Origin of the sequence: Rummeliibacillus stabekisii, from assembly GCF_007988965.1 — a bacterium.
In the GTDB taxonomy this organism is placed as follows: Bacteria; Bacillota; Bacilli; order Bacillales_A; family Planococcaceae; genus Rummeliibacillus; species Rummeliibacillus stabekisii.
In genome coordinates this window covers 98,935-125,074 of record NZ_BJVD01000007.1, presented here as the reverse complement: position 1 = coordinate 125,074, position 26,140 = coordinate 98,935, and the positions used below count along the sequence as shown (strand labels likewise).

26 protein-coding genes are annotated in these 26,140 nt (G+C 38.2%); 4 read left to right on the top strand and 22 right to left on the bottom strand.

The features are described from left to right. Positions 1-15: 15 nt before the first annotated feature. The 5 genes from cshA to RST01_RS12050 all read right to left on the bottom strand — a co-directional run bounded on the left by cshA (position 16) and on the right by RST01_RS12050 (position 6,242). A complete protein-coding gene (cshA, locus tag RST01_RS12070; RefSeq protein WP_280524629.1) occupies positions 16-1,542 on the bottom strand; it encodes a degradosome RNA helicase CshA in 1,527 nt (508 codons plus the stop codon). Between the two features lie 345 nt (positions 1,543-1,887). Further along, entirely contained in the window at positions 1,888-2,583 is a 696-nt protein-coding gene (locus RST01_RS12065) for an alpha/beta hydrolase (RefSeq protein ID WP_147197131.1), read from the bottom strand. Positions 2,584-2,761: 178 nt separating this feature from the next. Then, complete coding sequence (locus RST01_RS12060) at positions 2,762-4,135, bottom strand: UDP-N-acetylmuramoyl-tripeptide--D-alanyl-D-alanine ligase (protein WP_147197129.1); 1,374 nt, start codon at positions 4,133-4,135, stop codon at positions 2,762-2,764. Positions 4,136-4,157: 22 nt separating this feature from the next. Further along, positions 4,158-5,225, bottom strand: a complete 1,068-nt coding sequence (locus RST01_RS12055; RefSeq protein ID WP_147197127.1) for a D-alanine--D-alanine ligase — start codon at positions 5,223-5,225, stop codon at positions 4,158-4,160. Between the two features lie 258 nt (positions 5,226-5,483). After that, positions 5,484-6,242, bottom strand: coding sequence for a hypothetical protein (locus RST01_RS12050; RefSeq protein ID WP_307723585.1), 759 nt, complete (start codon positions 6,240-6,242; stop codon positions 5,484-5,486). A gap of 322 nt (positions 6,243-6,564) precedes the next feature. Here RST01_RS12050 and rodA point away from each other — a divergent pair, with 322 nt between their 5' ends. After that, positions 6,565-7,758, top strand: a complete 1,194-nt coding sequence (gene rodA, locus RST01_RS12045; RefSeq protein WP_147197125.1) for a rod shape-determining protein RodA — start codon at positions 6,565-6,567, stop codon at positions 7,756-7,758. A gap of 160 nt (positions 7,759-7,918) precedes the next feature. On the opposite strand, the gene RST01_RS16040 is transcribed toward rodA, so the two are convergent. Both RST01_RS16040 and RST01_RS12040 read right to left on the bottom strand, forming a co-directional pair. Beyond that, positions 7,919-8,056, bottom strand: a complete 138-nt coding sequence (locus RST01_RS16040; RefSeq protein WP_173668485.1) for an Lmo0850 family protein — start codon at positions 8,054-8,056, stop codon at positions 7,919-7,921. Between the two features lie 305 nt (positions 8,057-8,361). Continuing rightward, positions 8,362-8,652, bottom strand: a complete 291-nt coding sequence (locus RST01_RS12040) for a hypothetical protein (RefSeq protein WP_147197123.1) — start codon at positions 8,650-8,652, stop codon at positions 8,362-8,364. A 245-nt stretch (positions 8,653-8,897) separates the two neighbouring features. On the opposite strand from RST01_RS12040, the gene RST01_RS12035 reads away from it, so the two are divergent. After that, the gene (locus RST01_RS12035; protein WP_147197121.1) at positions 8,898-10,067 is read left to right on the top strand and encodes an MFS transporter; all 1,170 of its coding nucleotides are present in this window, start codon (positions 8,898-8,900) and stop codon (positions 10,065-10,067) included. A 92-nt stretch (positions 10,068-10,159) separates the two neighbouring features. Here RST01_RS12035 and RST01_RS12030 read toward each other — a convergent pair whose 3' ends face one another. Then, positions 10,160-11,485, bottom strand: coding sequence for an L-cystine transporter (locus RST01_RS12030; protein ID WP_184117602.1), 1,326 nt, complete (start codon positions 11,483-11,485; stop codon positions 10,160-10,162). Positions 11,486-11,783: 298 nt separating this feature from the next. Between RST01_RS12030 and cls the strand changes: the two genes are divergently transcribed. Beyond that, entirely contained in the window at positions 11,784-13,241 is a 1,458-nt protein-coding gene (cls, locus tag RST01_RS12025; protein ID WP_147197117.1) for a cardiolipin synthase, read from the top strand. A gap of 83 nt (positions 13,242-13,324) precedes the next feature. On the opposite strand, the gene RST01_RS12020 is transcribed toward cls, so the two are convergent. The 4 genes from RST01_RS12020 to RST01_RS12005 all read right to left on the bottom strand — a co-directional run bounded on the left by RST01_RS12020 (position 13,325) and on the right by RST01_RS12005 (position 16,271). Then, complete coding sequence (locus tag RST01_RS12020; protein WP_147197115.1) at positions 13,325-14,068, bottom strand: M15 family metallopeptidase; 744 nt, start codon at positions 14,066-14,068, stop codon at positions 13,325-13,327. Positions 14,069-14,109: 41 nt separating this feature from the next. Next, positions 14,110-14,355, bottom strand: coding sequence for a hypothetical protein (locus RST01_RS12015; protein WP_147197114.1), 246 nt, complete (start codon positions 14,353-14,355; stop codon positions 14,110-14,112). A gap of 176 nt (positions 14,356-14,531) precedes the next feature. Further along, positions 14,532-15,380, bottom strand: a complete 849-nt coding sequence (yidC, locus tag RST01_RS12010) for a membrane protein insertase YidC (protein ID WP_147197112.1) — start codon at positions 15,378-15,380, stop codon at positions 14,532-14,534. A 105-nt stretch (positions 15,381-15,485) separates the two neighbouring features. Continuing rightward, on the bottom strand, positions 15,486-16,271 hold the full coding sequence (locus RST01_RS12005; protein ID WP_147197110.1) for a helix-turn-helix transcriptional regulator: 786 nt from the start codon (positions 16,269-16,271) through the stop codon (positions 15,486-15,488). Between the two features lie 472 nt (positions 16,272-16,743). On the opposite strand from RST01_RS12005, the gene RST01_RS12000 reads away from it, so the two are divergent. Next, positions 16,744-17,394 carry a LytTR family DNA-binding domain-containing protein gene (locus RST01_RS12000; RefSeq protein ID WP_066790308.1) on the top strand — a complete coding sequence of 217 codons (651 nt, stop codon included), beginning with the start codon at positions 16,744-16,746 and terminating at the stop codon, positions 17,392-17,394. A gap of 44 nt (positions 17,395-17,438) precedes the next feature. On the opposite strand, the gene RST01_RS11995 is transcribed toward RST01_RS12000, so the two are convergent. From RST01_RS11995 to RST01_RS11950, 10 genes are all read right to left on the bottom strand, one after another. Further along, positions 17,439-17,777, bottom strand: a complete 339-nt coding sequence (locus RST01_RS11995) for a YbyB family protein (protein WP_223823624.1) — start codon at positions 17,775-17,777, stop codon at positions 17,439-17,441. Positions 17,778-18,002: 225 nt separating this feature from the next. After that, positions 18,003-18,470 carry a DUF4064 domain-containing protein gene (locus tag RST01_RS11990; RefSeq protein ID WP_147197108.1) on the bottom strand — a complete coding sequence of 156 codons (468 nt, stop codon included), beginning with the start codon at positions 18,468-18,470 and terminating at the stop codon, positions 18,003-18,005. A gap of 191 nt (positions 18,471-18,661) precedes the next feature. Continuing rightward, the gene (locus tag RST01_RS11985; RefSeq protein ID WP_147197106.1) at positions 18,662-18,943 is read right to left on the bottom strand and encodes a GNAT family N-acetyltransferase; all 282 of its coding nucleotides are present in this window, start codon (positions 18,941-18,943) and stop codon (positions 18,662-18,664) included. A gap of 116 nt (positions 18,944-19,059) precedes the next feature. Then, on the bottom strand, positions 19,060-19,995 hold the full coding sequence (locus RST01_RS11980) for a DUF1002 domain-containing protein (RefSeq protein WP_066790317.1): 936 nt from the start codon (positions 19,993-19,995) through the stop codon (positions 19,060-19,062). A gap of 129 nt (positions 19,996-20,124) precedes the next feature. Further along, a complete protein-coding gene (locus RST01_RS11975) occupies positions 20,125-20,982 on the bottom strand; it encodes a CvfB family protein (RefSeq protein WP_147197105.1) in 858 nt (285 codons plus the stop codon). Positions 20,983-21,012: 30 nt separating this feature from the next. Then, on the bottom strand, positions 21,013-21,432 hold the full coding sequence (gene mntR, locus RST01_RS11970) for a transcriptional regulator MntR (protein WP_066790320.1): 420 nt from the start codon (positions 21,430-21,432) through the stop codon (positions 21,013-21,015). 86 nt (positions 21,433-21,518) lie between these two features. Continuing rightward, the gene (locus tag RST01_RS11965; RefSeq protein WP_066790321.1) at positions 21,519-22,643 is read right to left on the bottom strand and encodes a GNAT family N-acetyltransferase; all 1,125 of its coding nucleotides are present in this window, start codon (positions 22,641-22,643) and stop codon (positions 21,519-21,521) included. Between the two features lie 196 nt (positions 22,644-22,839). Next, a complete protein-coding gene (locus RST01_RS11960; RefSeq protein ID WP_147197103.1) occupies positions 22,840-23,187 on the bottom strand; it encodes a fluoride efflux transporter FluC in 348 nt (115 codons plus the stop codon). After that, positions 23,184-23,558 (bottom strand): fluoride efflux transporter FluC, encoded by a 375-nt coding sequence (locus tag RST01_RS11955; protein ID WP_147197101.1) that lies wholly within the window; start codon positions 23,556-23,558, stop codon positions 23,184-23,186. Before RST01_RS11955 ends, RST01_RS11960 begins: the two co-directional genes overlap by 4 nt. A 10-nt stretch (positions 23,559-23,568) precedes the next feature. Beyond that, positions 23,569-25,929, bottom strand: a complete 2,361-nt coding sequence (locus RST01_RS11950; RefSeq protein WP_147197099.1) for a penicillin acylase family protein — start codon at positions 25,927-25,929, stop codon at positions 23,569-23,571. Positions 25,930-26,140: the final 211 nt, after the last annotated feature.

The window sequence follows — 26,140 nt, the reverse complement described above, 5'->3', positions numbered from 1 at the left end:
AAGATGTTTTGTATATTAGTCTTCGCTACGACGAGGTTGGCGACGTCCGCTATCACGGCGTCCACCTTCACGACGGCTACTGCTGCGATCGCTGCGGCGACCGCTGCCGCTGCGTTCTCCACGTTCACCGCGAGAGCTACCGTTTCTATTGCCACGGTAATTGCCACGACCTTGACTACGACCTCCTCCATTACTGTTGCCGCGAGAAGATGTGCGACGCATAGGTAATGGACGTTCTTCAGTAATTTTGATTGGTGTATCATCAGGTTCTTTTGTTAGAGATTTCAAAGCAGCAGCTACTAAATCAACTGCATCATGTGTAGTCAACAGTTCTTCTGCCATCGCTCTATAATCACTTAGATGATTTTTCTCTACTAGTTCTTTTAATTGCTCTACTGCAAGAGCTTGTTGGCCAACCAACGCTTCATCAGCAGTAGGTGGTTTTAGTGGCGTCATGCGTTTTTTCGTTGTTTCTTCAACGATGCGCAGATAACCCATTTCACGTGGTGTCACAAATGTAACAGCAAGGCCTGATTTGCCGGCACGGCCAGTACGTCCAATACGGTGAACATAGCTTTCAGGATCTTGTGGAATATCAAAGTTGTACACATGTGTTACGCCTGAGATATCCAAACCACGAGCAGCAACATCTGTTGCTACAAGAATATCGATTTTATTTTCTTTAAATTGGCGCAGTACAGATAGACGTTTTGCTTGGCTTAAGTCACCATGAATGCCTTCTGCTAAATAACCGCGAATATTTAAAGCATGTGCTAGCTCATCTACACGACGTTTCGTACGTCCAAAGACAATAGCCAATTCCGGTTGATGTACATTCAAAAGACGAGATAAAACATCGAATTTTTCGCGTTCTTGTGCTTTTACGAAGTATTGATCGATATTTTCAACTGTCATTTCTTTTGATTTAATTTTAACAATTTCTGGTTCCTTCATGAAAGTTTCTGCAATTTTACGAATTGGTGCAGGCATTGTAGCAGAGAACAACAATGTTTGTCGTTCTGATGGCACGTTTTCTAAAATTGTGTTGATATCTTCAATGAAGCCCATGTTTAACATTTCGTCCGCTTCGTCTAAAACAAGTGTTTCAACGTTTTCTAGTTTTAGCGTACGACGTTTGATATGGTCTAGAATACGACCAGGCGTACCCACAATAATTTGAGGCTTGTTTTTAAGCGCGCGAATTTGACGGCTAATATCTTGGCCACCATAAACTGAAAGGATGCGAGCGCGTTTGTCATATCCAATTTTGTAAAGTTCTTCTGAGCTTTGAATCGCTAGTTCGCGAGTTGGGGCAATAATTAAAGCCTGTACGACTGGGTTTTTAGGGTCGACTTTTTCAATAAGCGGAATCCCAAAAGCAGCAGTTTTACCAGTACCTGTTTGTGCTTGACCGATAATGTCGCGTCCTTCTAGGGCATATGAAATAGTGCCTTCTTGGATGGGTGTAGCTTCTTCAAATCCCATACGTTTTAGGGATCTTTGTGTAGAAGCGCTAATATTTAATTCTGAAAAATTTGTCAAACTTCTCATTCTCCTTCTTTGCTATGCAGTTGACAAATGGTTACATTTTCAGATGAATATAGGGCAAATCGAGCCTTTATGGTAGGAACGTTTCCGTTACATATACTATCTCTGCATTTTACAGAGGAATTTTATATAAAAAGGGAAAGCCCGGTCTTTGCCGAGCGGTTTAATTCTGAAACATTTCATAATAAATGTAGAATAAACCGTAATGTTCAAAAAAAAGTACTCTCCATCCATTTGGAGAGTCTCCGCACAAAATGTATCCATTGCTTTCAATATTCTAACACGGTAAATACTTTCTTGCAATTATAACGTACATGAAACTCTATATACTTTATTTATTTATACACACCCTCTCATAAACTCTAACACCTTTGGAAACCACTCTTTTGTATCATCGCTGTAACAGATGAGATGTTTTCCTTCAGGGGAGAAGATTAATTCTTTCTTTTTGCTTGCTACAGTTTGGTATAGGTAAGTTGCTGTGCCATATGGAACAAGCTCATCTTTTTTACCTTGTACAAAACAAACCGGTGTATTTATTTTGCGATAATATGGCGACACTATACGTACTAGGCGCGTGAATTCTGTCACCGAATGTAAGGGAACCTCTATAACCTTTTTTTCATACAGCTGAAATAAATCATTTTTTTCATAATCTCCATGAAGGGTATCCATAAATAATTTACTTAAATCAATCGCAAATTGTTTAGTGCGAATATATCTGGCTGCGGGACTCAAGAGAACAAGAGCTTGAACTTTATAACGCAACGCCAAATACATAGCGATAATCCCACCCATAGAGAAGCCTACTATGTAGACCATATCTACTTTCTTATACAATCGTCTGTAGGCTATTTCTGCATCCATTAACCAATGCTCTGCTGTATAGTGACTAAGATTAAGTTTGTCGCCGTGTCCAGATAAAACGGGGACATGGAGAATCCAATCTGTTTGTTGTTCTAGATATTGAGTAAACGTCTTGATTTCATGTCGTCCACCTGTAAAACCGTGCAAGCATAAGACACCGATTTTCAAATTCGTTCCTCCTCATTGTTGAGACTTTTGTCCGCTGACAAGGAGGATATTCGGGGGTGGCAGTATTCCCTCCTCCTCATATCCGTAAGGCAATAAAAGACGGATGGAGGTTTTATTCCAGTGAACACAAGCTAAAAAAAACGCCTAGGAAAATTAGTCTTCCCTAAACGCTTTCTCTTTAATCCTCTTTCGTGAATGCTTTTAATATATGCTCTAAAGCCATGCCACGTGAACCTTTTAGGAGAATGATCGAATGTTCGTCCGCTTGTGAGCGGATGCTGTCGATGATGGGCCCATAATCCTGCTCTGTCCAGATGAGACGTTCTGCTGACACCTGGTTTTTCAGCATATCATAGAGATGTTTCATGCGAGGTCCATATAAACAAATATGATGGATGGCTTGCAAGTCTATCTCCACCGCTAAATCCTCATGGTATTGCTGTTCCAATTGGCCTAGCTCCAGCATGTCGCCAAGTACAATCCATTTGTCCTTGCGCATGGTGGTTGTCTTCATGAATTCTAGTGCAGCTTTCATTGAAGTAGGAGCAGCATTATAGGCATCGTTTACAAATAAAGTGCCCTGCTCTCCATTTACAAGTTGCATCCGCATATTCGTTAAAGAAACATTTTCTAAAGAATTGCGAATTTCTTCGTCAGTTAAACCAACCTGCTGCGCAATCAAGATTGCGGCTAACGTGTTCTTTACTTGGTGCTGACCTAGAACTGGAATAAAGAACTCCCCTTCAACCATTCCTTTTACACAGAACACACTGCCTTCTTTTGTTGTCTCCATCCAGCTTACCTGAAGGTCATTGGATGGGCCGGTACCAAAGGATTTTGTATTTAGATGTGCCTCTTTTGCCACTAATTGCTGTAGCAATGGCTCATCGCCATCATAATATAGCTTTCCTTCTGGCAAGAGACCTTGAATAATCTCAAATTTGGCTTTGGCGATACCTTCTCGAGAACCCAACGCTTCCATATGCGCTTCACCAATATTGGTGATAACAGTGAACATTGGCTTTGCCATTTTTGATAAAAATTCAATCTGTCCGTAGCCGTCCATACCCATTTCTAAAATAGCGAACTGTGTATCCTCATCTAAAGAAAGGATTGTTAATGGCAAGCCAAGTTGGTTATTAAAGTTACCTTCTGTCTTTTGAACTTTAAAGTAGGGAGAGAGCGTTCCAGCTAAAAGGTCTTTGGTAGATGTTTTCCCATTCGACCCAGTAATGCCGATGAATGTAGCCAGATGTTCTCCGCGATATTTAACCGCCATTTGCTGTAAAGCTTTCTCTGGATCTTCTACAAATAGCAATGGCACATCTTGCGGTGGATTCGGCTCATCTTTTTGCCAAAGAGAAGCTACTGCGCCATTTTCAAAGGCTTGAGCTACATATTTATGACCGTTTGTTTTTTCGCCACGAAACGGTATAAACAAGTCGCCTTCTTCTAATGTACGTGTATTGATGGAAACCCCTGTCACCAGGCGTTCATCCATTTTTTGGTCAAGTTCTAACCAATCTGCAATTTGCTGCAATGTTTTTTTCACAAGAAATCACACTCAATCTTTTTTATTGGTATTGAAGTTGTTGCTTTTCTTCATGGCGTTCAATGGCTAAAGAAATCAACTCTTCGATTAAATCGCTATAAGAGAGATTTGTATTTTGCCAAAGAATTGGATACATGCTGACAGGCGTAAAGCCAGGCATTGTGTTTATTTCGTTAATATATATATCATCCTCTGCTGTCACAAAGAAATCAGCGCGGACAAGTCCAGAACAATCTATTATTTTGAATGCACGTTTAGCCATATCGGACATATTAGCAATCACGTTATCTGATACAGGTGCTGGAATCAATAGATCTGTTTGATTATCATTGTACTTGGAATTATAATCATAGAAATCTGTGACTGGTTTAATTTCACCTGGAACAGATACTTTTGGTTCGTCATTGCCCAGTACGGCCATCTCTACTTCACGTGCAGTAATGCCTGTTTCTACGACAATTTTACGGTCATATTTTAAAGCAAGATCCACTGCTTTGATTAGCTCTTCATGATTAGTCGCCTTACTGATACCTACACTAGACCCTAAGTTAGCAGGTTTTACAAACATTGGCCAAGAGAGCTTATCTTCCATTTCTTTCAGCAGTTCTTCCTGCTTCTTCTGCCATTCTTTACGGATAAAGTACACATATGGCACTTGTTGCAGACCAGCTACTTCGAATAATTGTTTCATTACAACTTTATCCATACCCGCCGCTGAAGCCAAAACACCATTGCCAACGTAAGGCAAATTCAATACTTCTAGCAATCCTTGAACAGTACCGTCTTCACCATTCGTACCGTGCAGTAGCGGGAAGATCACATCAAACGGTTTCTCATCTGATACTAAGAAACTTGATATATCATTGGGTTTTTCTTCGTTTCCATCCATTTGGAATACTAAGTCATCAGTATTTTCTACAGGCATTGTTAGTTGTGCGCCTTTTCGCCATTCTCCCTCGCGCGTGATGTAAATTGGAAACACATCATATTGATCAAAATTCAATGCTTGAATGACAGCCTTGGCAGTTGATAATGACACATCATGTTCTGCTGATTTACCACCATATAACAAGCCTAATTTTCTTTTCATTCTTTATATTCCTCCAAGTTTTTTCTACTTCCCATTTTAACACGACTTATTTACATCATAAAATAATACAAATGATTTAATACGCCCTGTAATTTAATATTTCTATCATAGCACTTTGAAGTAATAATACAGTAAAAAAACAAAAGATTCCTACTTATGATATGTAGGAATCTCAAAAAAGCGATTTATAATGCAACGATTCATCCATTTTTACATGGGTGGAATGCGTGCTTTTTTAAAAACTGTCCAGGTAATTTCCTATTTGTGTACTTCTAATACCTTATCCGGAGTTCTCTTTAATAAATTATTTAAATCATCCCATATTTCATCAGGAAAGTACTCTTCAGAAAGTGAGCGTAATTCCAAAACATAGGAGAGCTTCGGTTTTTCAATTTTGTATAATGAAAACAATACGCCATCTTCTACATCTTCACGGAAATTCCCCATCAATTCTTCACTAATAATCGGTATCAAATTCCCCGTTTTTCGTCTCCAAAAATTAGTCCGTTCTTTTTCTTGAATGATGTTATTGAATACTTGCGTAACAAGTTTTCTTAAGTCCGACATGTCGCGGAAATAAATTTTTGATGTTTTTGCATCTTGGGAAGATAAATAAACGTATCTATTTTGCAATTGGTGGTAGAAAGGAGAACGAATCGCTTCCTTTTTATGTCCAATATAAAGCAATTCAGCTTGTTCTTGTGGAGTTAGAAGATTTAGTTTACGTTCATCCGAGAAATCAATCCAGCACAAGTCTTTTTTAGAATCCATGGCCTTCTTTACAAATTTCGGTATACTTTTCTCTTCCACAAACTCTAATCGCGTATGCATGTTGAACGAACCATCATCATACTCATTCTTCAGCAGCAAAATATTTTGAAGCGGACCGACTGCAGAGACAAATTCGCGGAAAGTCAAACCGCTCAACATCGCAAATTGGTTTATTTCATTCTTGTGTACATATAGATGATGTAAATAGTCATCAGCAGCTCGCATTTTTTTTGCCAAGTCGATCACCTCGTTTCCTATACTATTATAAGAGGAAATAAACATTTTTGAAACATTTGTGATGTATTTTCGTTTCACTTTATACAGGCCATGATACAATAAGAGAAGTGAGGCTTTTTCGGACATGCCAAATGCTTTAAAAAACAGATTCCCCATTGAAAGACTGCTTTAAATTTGATAGGCTAGTGTAGTTTTTACTGGTAGGTTTAGCATAAATGACCAACCAGAACAGGTAACACAAGTATCAATGGTGGAAAAAGAAAGAAAAGCGCCCATTGATTGAAGCTTCACTATATTTTTTGTATCAAATCTACTACTATAGGTGACTATCATGAATTCAAAAAGAAATTTTTCCGATCGTTTTGACTGGACGCTCGCTTTTATATTGATATTATTTTGTATTGTCAGCGTGATGGCAATCTCCTCTGCCCAAATGTCAGGCCAATATATCACTAACTTTGTGCCAAAACAGCTTTTTTGGTATTTTGTTGGCGCTTGTATTGTCGCAGTCATGATGTACTTTGACCCAGATCAATACAAAAAGATGGCTTGGTATTTATATGGAGCTGGTATCCTAGTACTGATTGTCTTAATGGTAGCGCCAGGGGGCGTTGGACAAATCGCTGAACCGCGAAACGGAGCGAAAAGCTGGTTCCACTTAGGTTTTGCAGATATCCAGCCATCCGAGTTTATGAAAACCTTCTATATCCTTGCGCTAGCCAGGACCGTCAGCAAACACCATGACTCGCATCCCTTAAAGACTTTTAAAACAGATATGATTTTATTAGGAAAAATCTTCTTAGTTCTATTGGTGCCACTTGGTCTCATTATGAAACAGCCTGACCTTGGTACATCGCTTGTATTTTTGGCTATTACGAGCGCTGTTATCATCGTAGCCGGCATTCCATGGAAAATCATACTACCTGTTGCCTCTATAGCAGCAGTTGTCGGCGGTTCACTCTTGTGGATGGCCATTAATATGCAGGACTTCTTAATCCATAAACTAAAATTTGACCCCTACCAACTAGCACGTATCTATTCTTGGCTAGATCCTTACTCGTATTCTTCCGGCGATGGTTACCATTTAATTGCATCGTTGAATGCGATTGGTTCTGGGGAAATCTTCGGTAAAGGGTTCAAGCATAAAGAAGTATATGTACCAGAGAATCATACCGATTTTATTTTTAGCGTCATCGGTGAAGAGTTTGGCTTTATCGGAGCAAGTGTTGTCATTTGCTTGTTCTTCTTCCTAATCTTCCACCTAACAAAACTCACACTACGAATGAAAGATCCGTTTTGTACGTATGTGTGTGCAGGCATTATTGCTATGATTACATTCCATGTCTTTGAAAATATTGGAATGACAACACAGGTACTGCCTATTACAGGAATACCTCTTCCATTCATTAGTTATGGAGGGAGTGCTATGATGGGGAATGCTTTAGCATTAGGTTTGGTCTTCAGCATGAAATTCCACCATCGCACATATATGTTTGGCAATCATGATGACGATGATGACTTTTAACTAAAAAAACGCCTAGAGAGCATCTAAAAGCTCTTTAGGCGTTTTTATGTATAATAAAACGCTATCGGTTGTTTGCGTTCGGTATACATGCATTTTTGGACCGAGGCGTTTTAAAAAACTCCGACTAGTAATGGGGCCGAAGTTTGGGATGTCTCTTAAGTTAGCTTTGCGTTTGGGGAGATGATTTTGGTGGTGCTAATGCTTTTAATAATTCTAAGCGAGATTTTGTAGTAGTCGCCTTTACGCCAAGTTTTGATAAATTTGAAATAATTTTTGTGATATCTACATCTCTTGACATTCTTTCCACCTCTTCTTTTTACTTATATTCATTGACGAAGCTGTTTTTAAAAAGTTGCTTCTCCACTTTAAATTAACCAAATAAGCTTCTATATATTCATTTCTATAATACCATTTTTAAACCCTTTAAATTTTTCAATATTGTTACATAATTAATGATTTTTTTATAGGCTACCTTCACAACTTAGATACCCATCTCTATATGTATTATAATTATTCCCCTCTTAACTCTCTCTAAACCACATCTAGAAGAAAAAAGCTGTCTTAAATGGAGATCCTTTTGTCAGACAGCTTTTATCCCTCCTTTTATATCATTCCTTTTAACTCCTGCAGTTCAAAATACTGCCCATTTGCCCGCAAGGCATAGCTAAATGAAATCTCCGTTTGGTAAGATTCACCATTAAATACGCTTGTGGCCACATATTTATTCATTTCAAGCGACTGTGCTTTAATATCCGTATGGCCAAGATACTCTAAGGCATTTTTCACTTTGAATTCCCGTGCAGATTCCATTTCAACTAATACTGGCTCCTTTAAGTCTAAAATCCCTTCTGATCCGTCATTTGTTTTCATTTTTGCTACTACTGTGATATCCATTACTCTATTCCTCCTTAAATCTTCCTATTCTTATGATGTCTATTCCCGAAAGGAAAGCCCTCATAAACAATGAATTTAATTTACAAATAGCACTTAACTAATAAATTTCTTTACTTCTCAAGGCTAGGCTTAGCATTCATCCGTTGTTCACCTTATACTAGAAATTATAGGTGAAACGTTTCACTATTTATTCAATCTAATGGTTGGGTGATGAATCGAATGTCTTTAAAGAAAGTTGGGTTAACATGAAAAAATCGCTCTTCTTACTGATGTCTGTTCAGTTTTTTGTGTATTTTGGATTTGGCTTGATTATACCTGTCTTACCTGAAGTAGTAGTAAATCAAGGCTTTGTCAAAATGCATGTTGGCGGACTTTTAACCATTTATTCACTTGCAAGCTTTTTTACCGCTCCCTTATGGGGGATGCTGAGTGACAAGATGGGCCGAAAAAAACTAATTTTAATTGGTTTGCTTGGATTTAGTACAAGCTTTATATTAATTTCATTGTTTATGAAATCGTTAACAATGCTTTATATTTCCCGTATTATAGGCGGTTTATTCTCAGGCGCTCTTTATACGGCCGTTACTGGTTTTATAGGCGATATGTCGACTGAAGAAAACCGCAACAAATATATGGGTTTTATGGGCATGTCTATTGGTCTTGGATTTATCTTTGGACCGGCTTTGGGCGGGTTGCTTGGACAGATTAGTTTAAGCACGCCATTCACCGTATCTAGCATCCTTCTCATCCTGTTGCTTATTTACGCAAGTATTGTATTACGTGAACCTGTTCGACAAGGTGAAGCTACAAAAAGAGCTATTATACCAAAAGGGACCTCCATGCTTTTTCAATATCGCGTGAGATACTTATTTATTTTCTCGTTTATTGTGACATTCCTGCTAGCAGGCGTTGAATCGACACTTCAATTATTCCAAATGGAAAAAATCCAAATTACTTCTGCTCAGTTAGGATCACTCTTTTTGTTCAGTGGCTTTGTTGATTTCTTAATACAAGGCGGCCTTGTGAGGCACATCAAAGATGGAAAAGAAACCAGATGGCTTATAGGGGCGCAAGTTGTCACAGCAATCGGCTTATTATTATTCCCATTCACACAGAGCCTTGCATTCGCAGGATTCGCGCTTTGTGTATTTACTGCTGGTAATGCTTTAGCTAGAACCTTGAATACGTCTCTCTCCTCTAAAGAATCGGGCGGGAAATATGGCACTGCTGCTGGTCTTTCTTATTCCATGGACAATATGGGAAGGATTATTGGTCCATTATTCTTCACATGGGTTTTAACAAAAGAAGCAAATTTCGTTTACGATATAGCCGGCGTGCTAGCACTGGCGAGTATACTCGTACTCCTTGTTTATCGTTCAAGCAAGAAAACATTGCGGGAACAAAAACAAATTTAGTACATCAAGCCTTCAATCATTTGGTTGAAGGCTTTTATTTTCCCAACAAAAAAAGCTGCCTCCCCTTTTAAAGAGAAGGCAGCTTAATATCATTAAATTTCAGCTAAATCTTGTTGTTCTTTTGAATTGTAAACGTCTTTATCTAGCTCACCAGTGATACGTGCTGTCGTTACACCAGCTACCATAGAGTCATTCACATTTAATGCTGTACGACCCATGTCAATCAATGGTTCAACTGAGATTAAAACACCCGCTAATGCGACAGGCAAGTTCATAGCAGACAATACGATGATAGCCGCGAATGTTGCACCACCGCCGACACCAGCCACACCGAATGAACTAATGGCAACTACAAAGATTAGTGTAAGGATAAATCCAGGATCTAATGGATTAATTCCTGCACTAGGTGCAATCATGATGGCAAGCATCGCAGGATAAACACCAGCACAGCCATTTTGGCCAATAGAGATACCAAATGAACCCGCAAAATTGGCAATCCCTTCAGAAACACCTAAACGGTTTGTTTGTGTTTGAATATTGAGGGGTAATGTACCAGCACTAGAGCGTGAACTAAAAGCAAATACTAATGTAGGCAATACCTTTTTGATATAAGTCACAGGACTCATACCTGTTAAAGTAATGATAATCATATGGATAATAAACATCACTGCTAACGCAACATACGAAGCGATAACAAATTTACCCATATTGTAAATAGCTCCAAAGTCAGATGTAGCAATAGTCGATGTCATAATTGCTAAAATCCCGAAAGGAGTTAAACGCAAGACAATTTTTACGACTTGCATGATAAGTGAATAGATTGTATCTATACCTGTTTTAATCATGTCAGCTGTTTTCTCATCTTTACGTCTTACAGCTAAATAGCCGAAGCCTAAGAATGCTGCAAAAATAACTACTGCAATCGTTGAAGAAGAACGAGCGCCTGTTAAATCTAAAAATGGATTAGCAGGAAGCAGATCAATGATTTGTTGTGGCATTGACTTATCGCCAAGGTCTTCTGATTTTTGAACTATTTCTGTCCCACGCGCTTGTTCCGCATCACCTTGTACAAGCTGTGTTGCATCAAGATGGAAACCAAGTGCTGAAGCTATACCGACTGAAGCAGCGATAGCTGTAGTTCCAACTAATATAAATAAAATTAGAGCAGCAATTTTACCGAAGTTTTTACCAGCAACTACTTTTGTAAATGCTGAAATGATTGAAATAAATACTAATGGCATAGCCACCATTTGTAACAGTTTCACATAGCCTGTTCCGACAATGCTAAACCAGTCAACTGTTTTTACGACAACATCTGTCGTTGGGCCATAAACAAAGTGCAGGAATAGCCCAAATACGATACCTATTCCTAAACCTGTAAATACACGTTTAGAAAATGAGACATGCTTTTTATTCATATAAATAAGCAAGCCAATCAGCAATAGCAGGACTATTACGTTTATTATTATTAAAAAGGTATTCAACCCTTCACAACCCCATTCTATAAAAATTGTATTCTTAGATTAAAACAAGAAAACCTATTAGTCAAGTAGGTTTACTCAAACTTTTAAAACATCTTTATCTCCTGTTAAATAAAATGAAAATTGAATTTAATCGTTTCGAAACAGGAAAGTAATGTTTGTTTCTTTATCCAGTTGAATTCGGTATTATATAGGCTATACTAAAGAGAAGTACACGGAAGAAGGTGACTACTAAATGGATACAGCGAATTTAACTTCCTTAATTGTTTCCATTATTTTAGTATCCAACATCCTGCTAGCAGCTATTATCATTTTTTTAGAAAGAAAAGAGCCTACGTCAACTTGGGCGTGGATTCTTGTTCTTTTCTTTTTGCCTGTCGCTGGATTTATCCTTTATATATTATTGGGCAGGCAACTCCGCAAGAAACATCTTTTCAGATGGGAAGGACGCAAGAAAATTGGGATTGATCAATTAATTGAATATCAAATGGAAGCGATTCAAGAAAATACATTTGAGTTTCGTCTTGATGACGCAGCGCACTTCAAAGAGTTGATTTTTATGAATTTAACGACCAACCATGCGGTTTTGACGCAAGACAATGCTGTCACGATTTTTAATGATGGTGAGGAGAAATTCAAGGCATTGCTTGAAGACATAGAATCTGCAAAACATCATATTCATATTCAATATTATATTTTTCGCGTTGATCGGCTAGGCACCAAAATTGTAAAGGAGCTTACCAAGAAAGCGAAGCAAGGCGTGCAGGTAAGGTTACTTTATGATGAAATGGGTTCTAGAGGCGTGCATGTGAAGCATTTCCAAGAACTCATCGATGCAGGTGGTGAGGTTGAGGTATTTTTCCCTTCCATCTTACCACTGATTAATCCGCGCATGAATTATCGGAATCACCGTAAGCTTGTAATTATTGATGGGCGCGTTGGTTATATCGGTGGTTTTAATGTGGGTGATGAATATCTTGGTTTAAAGAAGAAGTTTGGTTATTGGCGAGATACACATCTGCGACTTGAAGGTAGTTCTGTACATCCTATGCAAACAAGATTCCTTTTGGATTGGAATCAAGCCTCCAACACAAAAGATATTCAATATGCAGATCACTACTTCCCCGCTATTACGCGTAAAGGAGAAGTCAGTATTCAAATTGTTTCAAGCGGTCCCGACTCTGAATGGGAACAAATTAAGAATGCCTACCTTAAATTAATCGGCATGGCCCAAAAGTACATTTACATCCAAACACCCTATTTCATTCCGGATGACAGCTTTATGGACGCAGTTCGAATTGCTTGTTTATCAGGTATAGATGTCCGGATTATGATCCCGAACAAACCAGACCATATGTTTGTGTATTGGGCAACTTACTCCTATGTCGGACAGCTATTGAAAGCGGGCGCCAGAATATATATTTACGAAAATGGATTCTTGCACACTAAGATGATTGTGATTGATGATGAAGCATCGACAGTAGGAACAGCCAATATCGATTTCCGTAGTTTTAAGCTAAACTTTGAAGTAAATGCCTTTATCTATCACCGCGAGACATCTCATAAGCTAGCGGAGCTATTCGAAAAAGACATGCTACTTTCTACAGAGCTTACACAAGAGTTATACGATAACCGTTCACGGACTATTAAGATGAAAGAATCAATTTCACGATTATTATCTCCAATATTATAAAATGATAATCAGGATTTACGGGATACTCCCTATAGAAAAAGCTTAAAGCAAGTAACTTGCTTTAAGCTTTTTTCTTTTACTATTTATTTAATACCAAGATATTCTTCTAATGTCTCATTCTTTTTATAGATTTCTTTTGCAGCCTTCGGACCTACATAACGGAAATGCCATGATTCATGCATATAACCTGTAACAGTTTCTTTACCTTTTGGATAACGCATAATAAAACCATATTTATGTGCATTTTTTGCAAGCCATTTGCCAGCTTCTGTTTTACCGAAAGCATTATCTGCATAGGCCGCTTCATTTCCTACTTCACCGATATCGAATGCTAAACCCGTTTGATGCTCTGAATAACCCGGTCGAGCACTATACCTATCAGCTGCTTTCTTACCATCGCGTTTGACATACGCATTATATAACTCTACTTGACGATCATATGACCGATAGGTGCTGAATGCATCAAAATGAAAGCCGTCCAAAGAAGCTGCAGCATTTAGCTTATTAAACGCATCTCTAGCCTCCGGATTCTCTCCTGGCGCATAGCTTGCAGGCAAAGGATATTGCTTACTTGCGACCAAAAAACCTTGCATATACGTGGCTTTTTTAGGCAATTTCTTACCAATTATATAGCCCCCTGCATCTACTTTCTCGTCTTTGATTTTAGTCTTTTTCTTTTCTGTTGCTGGATCATGAGATACTTCCTTTTGAACAGGTTTGTCAGATGGCTCTTGTTTTATATCATTGCACCCTGCTAATATACTGCCGGCAAGCGCCGCAATCGACAGGAATGCAAATGAAGATTTCTTAACATGTTTTTTAATCATTGCTTACACCTCTTATATTTAAAACTGCTGACTACATCATTTTAAAAAAGAATCAGCGCTAATACAACAAGCGTAGCGATTCCAAAAAATATAGCCGTCCCTTTCATCCACTTCGCTTCTTTTGTATACCCTTGCCTTGCCATATCCTTTGCACGGAAAGAGTTTGTAATCGTAAACATCAATGAAATGAAAAGAACTGCCCAATCAAAATTTTGACGAATAATAAAAATAACAGCCAGAATACTTGTAAGCGCTACAAGTACACCTGTTAGTGCTTTCGAACTCAATTTGTTGCCTCCCTTAACCAATTAAAAATCGAGGCAAAATTCGCCTCGATTTAGAAGTTTATACCGCATTCAAAAGTAGTAAGATCCATATCTGAAAAGATAGGGCTTCTACATGAAAATGCTTTGAATCGTTCACGAACACTCAAGTCGATGATTATAACTCTTGCATCGTTACTTTATTTTTTTGATTTTTTCTTTGCTGATTTCGCAGCCTGCTTTTCTGCAGGAGTCAATTTTCTATCCGAATCAGGGACAGCGGTTTTTTCAACTGCTTTCTCTGGATGTTGAGAGTAAAATTTACGTCCAAGATATGTTTGGAAAATCAATAAAGCACCACTGACAGACCAATATAAAGGAAGTGCAGCCATACTAGTGTACGAGATGAACATGATCATTATTGGAGAAATGTACATCATGATTTTCATCTGTGCTTTTTGTTGCTCAGGCACTGTCCATAATGAAACTTGTGCTTGTACAAAGTAAACAGCACCAGCGATAAGTGTCATAACAATATCTGGGTCTCCAAGCTTAAACCATAAGAAATGGTGCGCTTGTACTTCAGACGAATAACGAATGGAGTAGTATAAGCCCATAATAATCGGCATTTGGATAATGACAGGCAAACAGCCCATATTCAATGGGTTGACATTGTACTTTTTGTACAATCCCATCATCTCTTGTTGTAAAGCCATTTGTTCTTCTTTTGATTTAGCGGCTTTTAATTTTTTTTGGATCTCGTCCATTTCGGGTTTCAATTGATCCATTTTTTCTTTCATACCCTGTTGATTTTTATAGTTCTTCAACATGAAAGGCATTAGAATAAAACGGATTAACACAGTAATTATGATAATCGCTGCGCCATAGTTCCCATTAAAAAGGGAGTTCCCAATAAAGTCTAGCAAGAAATCCATCGGTTTTACAAATGTACTATAGAAAAAGCCTTCTTTATTTTGCACTGAACTACAGCCAGCTAGCAAAAATGGAGCAAGACCGACCATTGAAACTAACCAAAGTTTCTTCTTCAATATATTCACCTACAATTTCTCAAGCTATAGTGAAGTATACATTATATAGAGGATACTAATCAAATCAAAATTGTGTTTATTCAATATATATGTAACGATTTCAAATTATAATAGTCTTTCTGGTAATTTATAACGGTAATATTCTTCTTCAGGCTTGTCTCTAAAATGCTTCGGTGTACAACCAACGTATTTTTTAAAAATACGTGTGTAATAGCTTTGATTGCAAAAATGGAATTGATCTGATATTTCAGATATGCTTTTGTTCGTATGCCTTAGATAATATTGAGATTCTTCCACTCTTCGAACATTTAAATACTCTACTAAAGTTATGCCAACATGCTCTTTAAAAATACGTGATAAATGGCTTGTGCTAATGGAAAAATACATGGCGATGTCTTCGACTGAAAAGTCCGATTCGACTTCATCATCTATGTACATAATGACTTTATTTACTGTTTGGTGTCTATAGGATGGTTGTTTTCTTTCTGAGATGACATAGATATAAAATTCTATTAAGTCGTCCGCAAATTGCAGGAATTCTGCATCTTTCATCTGTTTATCGATCATTTGTATACATGCTGTGTTAAACGCAAACACTTTCTTTGATGGTGCTTGGTTTTCAAGTAATTTTCTTGTGACAACAGATGATAAAATGACAAAGTAATGCCTTACTGAACGGATGAATTCTTTCCCAGCTCGTATAGCTAAAATATCTATTAGTTGGCGCAGTGATGCCCTTGCCTCATTTAACTCTAATTGGTAAATCTGCCTTAAAAGTTGTGCTTCTATTTCAAAAAACTCTTCTATGCCTTCGTAGTTTTCTATAATTTCAATTTCTTCAAAGTACTTTTTCGAGATTGTTTCTGAAATGGAATATTGTTTTTGCAGCATAAACTCCCCATCTTTCTATAAAATTACACAGTATTTTATCACGTTAATCTTACTATATAACGAAAATGGTAATATGAAAATAGTTTTATTACCCAATCTTAAAGAAAATTTGAGTAAATTGGTTCTTTTAAAAATTGGGTACTAGTTCTTATAAAAAATACATTTCAGGAAATTAGCCAAATTATAGCTATATTGGTGCTAGGGTCCCCCTTTGGGTTTTGTAGTTAAAAGAATTAAAATTTCTTCCCTATTTATTACTTTTTAATCGCGTTTTAACCGACTATAAATATACCGTTCTTATTTCTCTAATATAAAGCAGTGTAAAAACCAACAATTTTTCACGAAGGAGTATTTTCAATAATAGAATTGTGTCATAATATGTGAAGAGAATAATTATAACAGTGCTTAATCATCCTATGTTTTATAGGGAGTACTGTATTATGATGAATGCAAAGAAACGAGGTAGGTATTCATGGATCCAAAGTCTATCGAGGAATTGATAGAAGTTATAAAGGAATTTTTCCCTGACAACACATCAATAGTTATTTCAGATACAGAAAAATATATCTATTATCAACCAAGCAAAAAGATTGATTTGAAAATTAAGCCGGGCGATGACATTCCTGAAGGCTCTGCTACCCGCAAGGCACTAAGCTACGGTCAAAAAATTAATTCTTTTATCGAATCAGACGTATTTGGCGTACCTTACTATGGCATGAGTATCCCTTTAATGGAAGAAGGGGAGACAAAAGGTGCAATTACAGCTATTTTCCCACAAAAACCTTCTCCTTTTTTAACTAATTACATTACCATTAAAGTTGATGATTGCTGGTATCCTGTCAAACATGAAAATGTGATCTACTTAGAAACACAGCTACGTAAAACATACGTTAAATCAATCCAAAAAGAAGGATACCATCGATTAAACTTAAGCGATTTGGAATTGTTCTTATCTCCTGATACTTTTATACGTTGCCATCGCTCTTATATTGTTAACATTGATTATATCGAAGAAATTCAACCCGATTCGCATTCCACTTTCTTATTAATAATGAAAGACGGAACTCGGATACCTGTTAGTCAGCGCTATGCTAGCTACTTCCGCCGGTCTTTAGGATTCTAAAACACATAAAAAAGGAGTTGTCACAAAGACAACTCTTTTTTCATTTATTTATTTTCTTCAGGAGGCTTAACGCCATTTAATTTATCATCTTGTTCAGCATTTTCATAGTTGATGCTTGTCATTGTTGAACCTTCATATGTCATTTTGCTATCTTCTTCATCATACGTAAGTTCTGGATCTGTATGTCCATCACCAGTAGTTGTTCTTACAGCATCTTCTTTTACATCTGGGGAAGAAGAGAAGTTTTTGTCTACAAACTCATTTACTTTATCCTTTGTTGAGTTGAATGCCTCCATTGCTTTGTCGCGGTTTTCTTTCTTACGGAAATAAGCGTACGCTCCTGCCGCTAATCCTGCTAGTAATAATGATTTACTTTTTCCCATGTTCATCATTTCCTCCCGTTATATCAATTTGTTCTAGGATAACTATACCCTTTTTTAAAAATCCTACACCTTTTCAATCATAATTTTTGAAGGGCTTCTCCCCACATCATCTGCAACCATTGAAAAATCTATACATATTTCTTCTAAACTGACGGGCAGAAAACATATGCTCTTTCCCTAACAGTTAAAGAGCCCTATCTGTTTGGATTGTGATAGGGCCTCCCATTAGTTAACAAGCGTTTGATCTTCTGTTTTCGGTTTGCGGACAAAGCAAATAATTGCTGCAATATAATAAGCGAAAGAAGTAAAGGAAATAATGCCCGCAAAGATAGCAGCCACGATAAAGAGCCACCCTGCCATATTGGCTTTTTTGTTCTTTGCTTTATATGCTTGAATACACGCTACAATTCCTAATACCAAGCTAATGACAAAGCAGATAATGAAAAACCAACCGAATGGTCCAAAACCATCGGTGAACGCTACTACCGTATCTGCAAAACTTTGTGGATCAATATCCTGTAGATTCGGATTATTAGCATAGTTTTTCTCCATCTCCGTTACAAGTTCATTCTGGAATTGCTCGTTGACTGAAACACTTGACATAGAGACGACAAGTAAGCCCACAAAAGAGATGGCAATCAAATTAAAGAGCGATCCAATAATGCCGAAAACTAATTCTCCTGTTCTTTTCATGTATACACCTCATATTTAGTTTCATTAACACTCAAGTAAGAAAAAGCTTCTCACTAAGTGAAATCTCACTTCATAGTAGTATACGTATCCAATTATGGAAAAGATTCATGTATCTTTAACTTTCCACGACGAAAAAGCCAATTTGCAAATAATATCTACCCGCAAATCGGCTAATCCGTTATCGTGTTCTTTTATGCTTTAATATCATCATACTTATCGGTTGAGCTGAATGCCTTCAGTACAAATGAGCAAACAGCCTCGATTTTATAATCTTTCTCACGTGCGTATTCTGCAGCACGATCCAGCAGCTTAACTGCCAAACCCTGTCCGCGCAAAGATGGATCTACAAATGTATGGTCAACTACCATAATATCTCCAAGCTGCGTCCATGTTAGCTCTGCTAACACTTGACCGTCTTCTTTATATTCAAATGCATATCCTTCACTTCCACGGTTGTTTAATTGGAAATCCATGAATAACACCCCCTGTAATAAATAGTGTAGCACACTCTTTCTATTACCCTTTGCTATTTTGCCCAAATCATACATCTCTCGTCCAATGGGGGTAATGTTCAACCAACAACTATTTTCTAACCGAATAGGCCACTGATACCATCAATGATTTTTTTAAAGAAATTTTTAACGCTTGCCCAGAATCCTGTGTCATTTTTTATATCATCATTGATTTTAGACAATTTATCTTTTATATTACCGCTTAAATCATTTAATTGAGATGACCATTTGCCAAAATTGATATCGAGATTACTAATTTTGTTCATCAAGTCGATTAGTAATTGACGGTCTTTATCGCTTAAACTGATTTCTAATTTTTTCAGTTGTTCATCGACAATTTTAGCTACATCTTCTTTTGTAGCTGGTTTTTGCTCTGCAATTTGCTTTTTAATTTCTGTTAACAATTCTCCAACCTTTTTATCGTCCACATTGGAATTTTGGGCAATATCCGTCGCTACAGAAAGTTCTTGGTTGGCTACATCTGTCCTTTCAGGGTCTAACTTTTTACCTGTTGTAACTTCATACGCTTTATAGATTCCAGCCAAAGCAGAGTGGCCTGTTACCTTTTTAGGTGCCGCTACTTCAACTGTTGCGTCTTCGATACCTGCAGTCAACATTGCGTTAGAATACATATCCGAAGTGACTTCAGTGATATTTTCTGGGGTTACAATATTAATAACTAGTCCGCTGCCTTCATTTTTAGGCGTAATTTTTGCAGAAGAATATAGGCGTGCACTTGCATTTCCATTTTCAATATATTTAGCAATATCCGCACCGGTAATTGTAATTTCTTTTATACCGGAATTTCCGGAAACCCCCAAACTACTTTTTACGCTTGCTTTTTCACTATCTGAAAGGCTACCGCCATAAACGACAATAGGATCCCCTAATTTTTCATTGACAACTTCACCCGATGAATCTGTTGTACTTGTGCTGGCATAACTTTTAATAGGTGTTGCGATAGCAGTAGTCAAACAGAACGCTGCCAAAACAGCTACAAGTTGTTTTTTCATTATTGTTCCTCCTCCAATTGGTTTGTATCCTACTTACCCACATCTTCTTTCAATGAGGCCTACTAATAATACGCTAAAAAGAGCAAAAAGTTTCTGGGTTGGCCACCGAACCTTTTTGCTCTATTGCTATTACTTTATAATGGTCCAGCCATCTTCTTGTGTCACACGACCACTTTTCATCAGTGTACCTAATGCACGTTTAAATGCACCCTTGCTCATGTTAAACATTTCTTTGACTTCTTCAGGTGAAGATTTATCGCTAAATGGCATTTTCCCGCCTACTTCTTGCAGATATTTATAGACGTCTTCTGCATCCTCTGATAATCTTTCATGAACACGTGGTAGCATGGAAGCATTAATCGTTCCATCTTCTTTTACCTCAATGACACGAACAGAGATATCTGCTCCAAGACGCGGCTCTTTCTTACGTTCAGATTCATGAACAAAGATACGGTATGGCTTATCAACGCCAAGTAAAAATGTACCGACTGGTAATAAGCGATATGGACGTGCAAGGATATTTTGGTTGAACAGCTCTGGTTCAGCATCCTCATACATTTCCAATACTTTCTCTTCTGTGATCAAACGGCCAAAAAGCCCTCCCTCACGATCAGTTCGCAAAGTGATATATATATGATTGCCCGGCTCTGGCCATAATGGCTTTAACTTCGGCAAGTCTTCAGCAGGAACTAACACCTCACGTGATGTGCCAATATCAACATAAGCCCCTTCACGGTCTTTAACATGTAGTACACGTGCCCATCCGTATTCTTCTTTGCGAATATGCGGAATGGCAAGCGTTGCAGCTAAATTCCCTCTTCGGTCAGCGAAAAGAAATACTTCTACCTTCTCATTTACCTTTAACTCTGTCGTTGTTTCAGATGCATTCAATGGAATTTCTATTTCGTCATTAGTTAAGATATATTGAGATCCACGCTGTTCTTTTACTACTAATTTTACAACGTCTCCAGATTGTAGTGATGCCACCTATTCTAACTCCTCTCTTTAATTAGGAAATCATTCTGCTGGGCTGGTCTTTAAGTCTTTCAGCTTTTGAATGAATTCAGGGTTTTCTTCTAATACTTGATTTAAATCTGCAATGCATTCGATTGAATTCCAGCTCAAATGATGTTCGATTCCCTCCACATCATCATAAATCCGTTCTTCCTCTACACCAATCAACCGTAAAAAATCTTCAAGCAAGCTATGCCTTTCCACTAGGCGCTTTCCTAGCTTTAACCCTTTCGGCGTCAAAGATAAGCCTCTATATCGTTCGTATATTAGATAACCATCTTTATCAAGTTTTTGTACCATTTTGGTAACAGAAGAAGGAAGAACTGACAATGCTTCCGCGATGTCCGATACACGCGCATATCCTTTTTGGTCAATTAGCAAATAGATTTGTTCGATGTGATCCTCCATACTCGGTGTCGGCATCCTTTTACCCTCTCTTTCAGTATCTATCTCTCTAGTTTACTACATGAAAGTCTAAAACGTAACTTGTAGAACTATTGCGAAAGGTTTTAACTCAATCTGCTGGGGTGGATTTTGGCATATACGCATGTATCGCGCAAACTCTTCCCATCAGCTGAGAAAGAATCCTGCTTCATAATGCCTTCCAACTCAAATCCTGCACGGCTAGCGACGGCACGGCTACGAGTATTATCTGAGTCACATCGTATTTCCAACCGATTAGCGCCTAACTCTTCAAAAGCAAATTGTACAATTCTTTGCACGGCTTCTGTCATATATCCTTTTCCCTCATATCGCATATCCAACCAGTATCCAATCTCAAACTTAGGGATTTGCCAATTAATATTATGCAACCCTGTAGAGCCGATATATTGGCCGCCGTCCTTTAAAAATACATGCAGTCGTAAGTCTTTTCTTGCGATAAAGTTTGCAATTGCTTCCCGTATATTTTCCTTTGTCTCTTCTTTTTTAGGTGCTTGCTGAGCCCATTCCATAAATGGCTTCAAGGTTTTTGCAGAGTAAGAGATTGCCTCCCAAACAGCATCTGCATCTTGCATACGGGGCATTCGAATAATCAATCGTTCAGATTCAAAACTGTCATCGAAATCCCATGTTTCTTTATAATCAACCTCATCACTTTTACCTTCGTCGTCCCAGCTTACTGGCGTTGTTTTGCCTTCCAAGTAATCCTGACGAGTAATGCCATATGTAATAGCATCATAATAATCATCTTCTTTTGGGACATACCATGCCTTGCGAAGATGAGCTTCTTTTACGAAACCAGCATTTTCAAATGTTTTCCGCATAGCAATGTTATCTTGCCTAGTATGGCCTTCAAGTCGAATTTTATTGCCGGGCAACGAAAAAACATACTCGCTGACCAATCGCAATGCTTTAGTGCCATAACCATGGCCGCGCCATTTTTCTCCAATTCTTAGATCAAATAGTGGAATATCATCCTGCAAATCATATATTTTTACCATACCTACTTGGATATCTTCATCATTAACAAGCCAAAAGGTTTTTGATTCATCCGATTCGTAGCCGCCCTCGTCAATCGTCTTTTCGATTAACTCTCTTACTGGATGCGAATTGATATGATATGGCCATACATTTGTTGTCATAAATTCAATTAGTTGTTCTTGCTCTTCCATTGTCCACTCAATTAATTTCAACGCAACAACCCCCTAGGCTACTATTATAGCAGTGACAAATAGATTTAATAAATACCATGAAATAATTTGTTCTATTTACTGTTGACTATGGACATTTGGCATTAGCTAAATAGTCTTTTATCATTATGAAAAGGCATAAGAGAATTTTCTCTTTATGCCTTTTTTTCATGCACTATTCTATAGTACGCTTAAAATCTTAGCCTATTTGCCAACCAAACGTTACGAAAGCAATCCCAGCAAGCAATGTAAGTGCAGGGTATAAAAACACCCCACGATGATTTCCTTCCTGCATCAAGCGAACTGTATCAAATGCGAATGTTGAGAATGTCGTGAAAGCCCCTAAAAAGCCTGTTGCAAAGAAGGCGGAAAGCAATTGTTGGTCAGCTGCTATATGAAGAGCCAAACCCATTAAAAATGAGCCTAGGCTATTGACGATAAAAGTAGCTACATAATATGGCTGCGTCAACCTTCCCATCCATAATGTAACCATATATCTGCTTAGAGCACCCAATGCTCCACCTACAGCTAGTATCAGCCATATCATGAGCGTTCACCTGCTTTCTTATGCCCTATTCCCATTAGATAGCCAAATGATGCGAGAATTACGCATAGAGCCGTCATCAACACTGCATAGAATACAGCGGTGAGTTCATGATGCTCCATCAACTTTAGCCAGCTTGCTGAAAAGGTGGAAAACGTAGTGAAAGCTCCAAGCATTCCTGTTGTCAAAAAAAGCTTCCATCTTGCATATTTTGAAGTGGTCGCAAAGAGGCCATTTAATACACCCATGGCAAAACTGCCCACACCATTTACGATCCAAAGCAGCCACTCGGCAGACACAGAAATCATGACACCATAACGCATCCATGTGCCAACAATGCCGCCAAGCATCACTGCCGCTATATTCTTAATCATTTTATACTCACTACTTCGCCTTTAAAATTAATGTTTGACCGTTTGGTACTTTGCCTTTTATCACCGTTTCATGATAAGTGCCATTTACCCAATCGTCTACTTGGTCATTATACCATACGGATTTGACGTGGCCACTTTGTCCCGGCCCCACAATATGATAGGCTTTGGATAAATCGCTTAAATCAGCTACAAAACGCCATGAAGCACCGTGATTGACGATTCCGTTTTGGTCTGGCGCTGCTGCTCTAACTGTCACTTTTGACCCCGCCACAGGCACTTTCTTAGAATCGAGTACATACGCTAATACTTCAGAAGCAGAAGATATCGGATGCTTAAATTGGACCTGGTGCTCTTCTCCCCATTGCCATTTTGACATGTCATCCCCGTATGTTTCCTTTAAATCCTTCACTGACTTTTGCAGGGCCTTTGTAACAAGCTCATCTACTCCGCCTGCTTCATCGACAAATTCTCCTGGTTTCCCTTTATATGCCTGCCGTAATAATTCATCTGTGATATTATATTTCCCTGGCATCATAGCATACACATCTGCTGGCATTGCCTGTTTAAATAATCCTTCCTGTATAGCGATCATCCAATGTTGGAAGATAAGCGGCGCTGCTTGTGATACAGTATCGTTGTAATCCCATTTTTCTAACAGCTCTACCGCTTTGCTTTCCTTCCCTTGTTTCTTGACTGAAGAAATCATAGACGGCAAAAATTCTTTGGCATACAAATTTTTTGTATCCATCTGAATGTTTTGCATATCTTCTGCTGTAAAGTCATCTTTCTCTTCTAGCATCTCCACAATCCGTTCATACCGATACGGCTGTGCCCAAAAGTCTGTAATGTGATACGGATAGCCGCTGCCGACCACTTTATTATTGGCGGTTGCAATATAGCCTGAATCCGGATTGACAACCTTTGGCAACTTGTCATAGTCGATATAGCCCTTCCATCCATAATCCTTTGAGTAGCCAGGTACAGGGAACTGGCCATCTCCTCTTTTGCGAATAGGAATTAGCCCATTTGCTTTATAGGCAATCGTGCCGTCCTTTGCGGAAGCAAAAACAAAGTTTTGCGCAGGTGCTTTAAAGTCTTTCAATGCTGTTTCAAATTGATGCCAATCCTTCGCTTTATCCATATTTAAGATGGCTTGCAATTCTTGTGTTGATTGCAATGCTGTCCACTGCATAGAAAAGACGGCGGTCGGCTTTTCCTTTTTAAAGGCGAGGTCAGAGATGATAGGTCCATGCCTCGTGACAACGACTTCATAGTCGACTGCCTTTTGCCCTTTTACTTTTATTTTTTCTTTACGTACTTCTGCCTGCTCCCATTTGTTTTCATACTTAAATTGTGTAGGATTGTCTGGGTTTGGCATTTCGATATATAAATCCTGGACGTCTGGCCCCACATTTGTTACGCCCCATGCAATGTCTTCATTATGTCCGAGGATAATCCCTGGGATCCCTGCAAAAATAACACCGCTGACATTTTGTGATGGTGAGGACAGATGCATTTGATACCAAATCGAAGGCGTACTAAGTCCTAAGTGAGGATCATCTGCCAACAATGGCTTGCCGCTCTTTGTTTTGTCTCCTGACACTACCCAGTTATTACTGCCGTTGAATTCATTGGGTATAAGTGATGTATCAAATTGATTTGATACCTTTACTGGATGTTCAATATTTTCTTCAATAATAGACTTGGCATTTTCAGGATAATGAATCATTAATTCTTGTACTTTTTCTGACGATAACTTAGTTAGCGCCCAGTGCCGGAATGCCAGCATATCCCAATGACCGCCTAAATCATACGCCATATATTTCCCGATAGTTAATGAGTCTATTTCCGTCCACTGCTTTGGTTGGTAGCCAAGTAATTTAAATTCGTACGGCAACTTTCCTTCCTTTTTTGCATACTGGATATAATCATTCACGCCCTCTGCATACCATGATAATACTTGCTTAGCTTCATCAGAGTAACCGTCTAATGATTTTTCTGCTGCATCTCTAAGACTGAATGTTCGGAAAAATTTATCCGTTTGTATGGCTTTTTCTCCTACCACTTCTGATAGCATACCGCTCGCCTGTCTTCTAGAAAGATCCATTTGGAATAGACGATCTTGTGCTTGCACATATCCTTGTGCCCGATACAGATCTTCATCGTTCTTTGCTTTAATATGAGGAACACCTTTTTTATCTCTAGTGACCGTTACATCCTGTTTTAAACCTGCGACTTCTACTTTCCCTTCAATTTGCGGCTTCGATTTGTCGACAAAGGCATCTAATAATAATGCCGCCGCAATAATAAGAACAATAGCCACACCGCCAGCTATTAAAAGCCATTTCCATATACGTTTCCCTTTTTTCATACTTCATCCCCCTTATCTTCTCTATATTCCTTCCCCGCCCCTCATATCCCTTTAAATATGATGAAATTTTGCGTCTTAGAAACTGTAGTTAAAAGTCTATTATTTGCTATGTAAAAAACCGAACTATATGTGAAATTCAACATCACATTGGTTCGGTTTACTGTAAGTATTCTTTTATACAAAAAGTATAAGCATTTAATTTTTCGGTCTA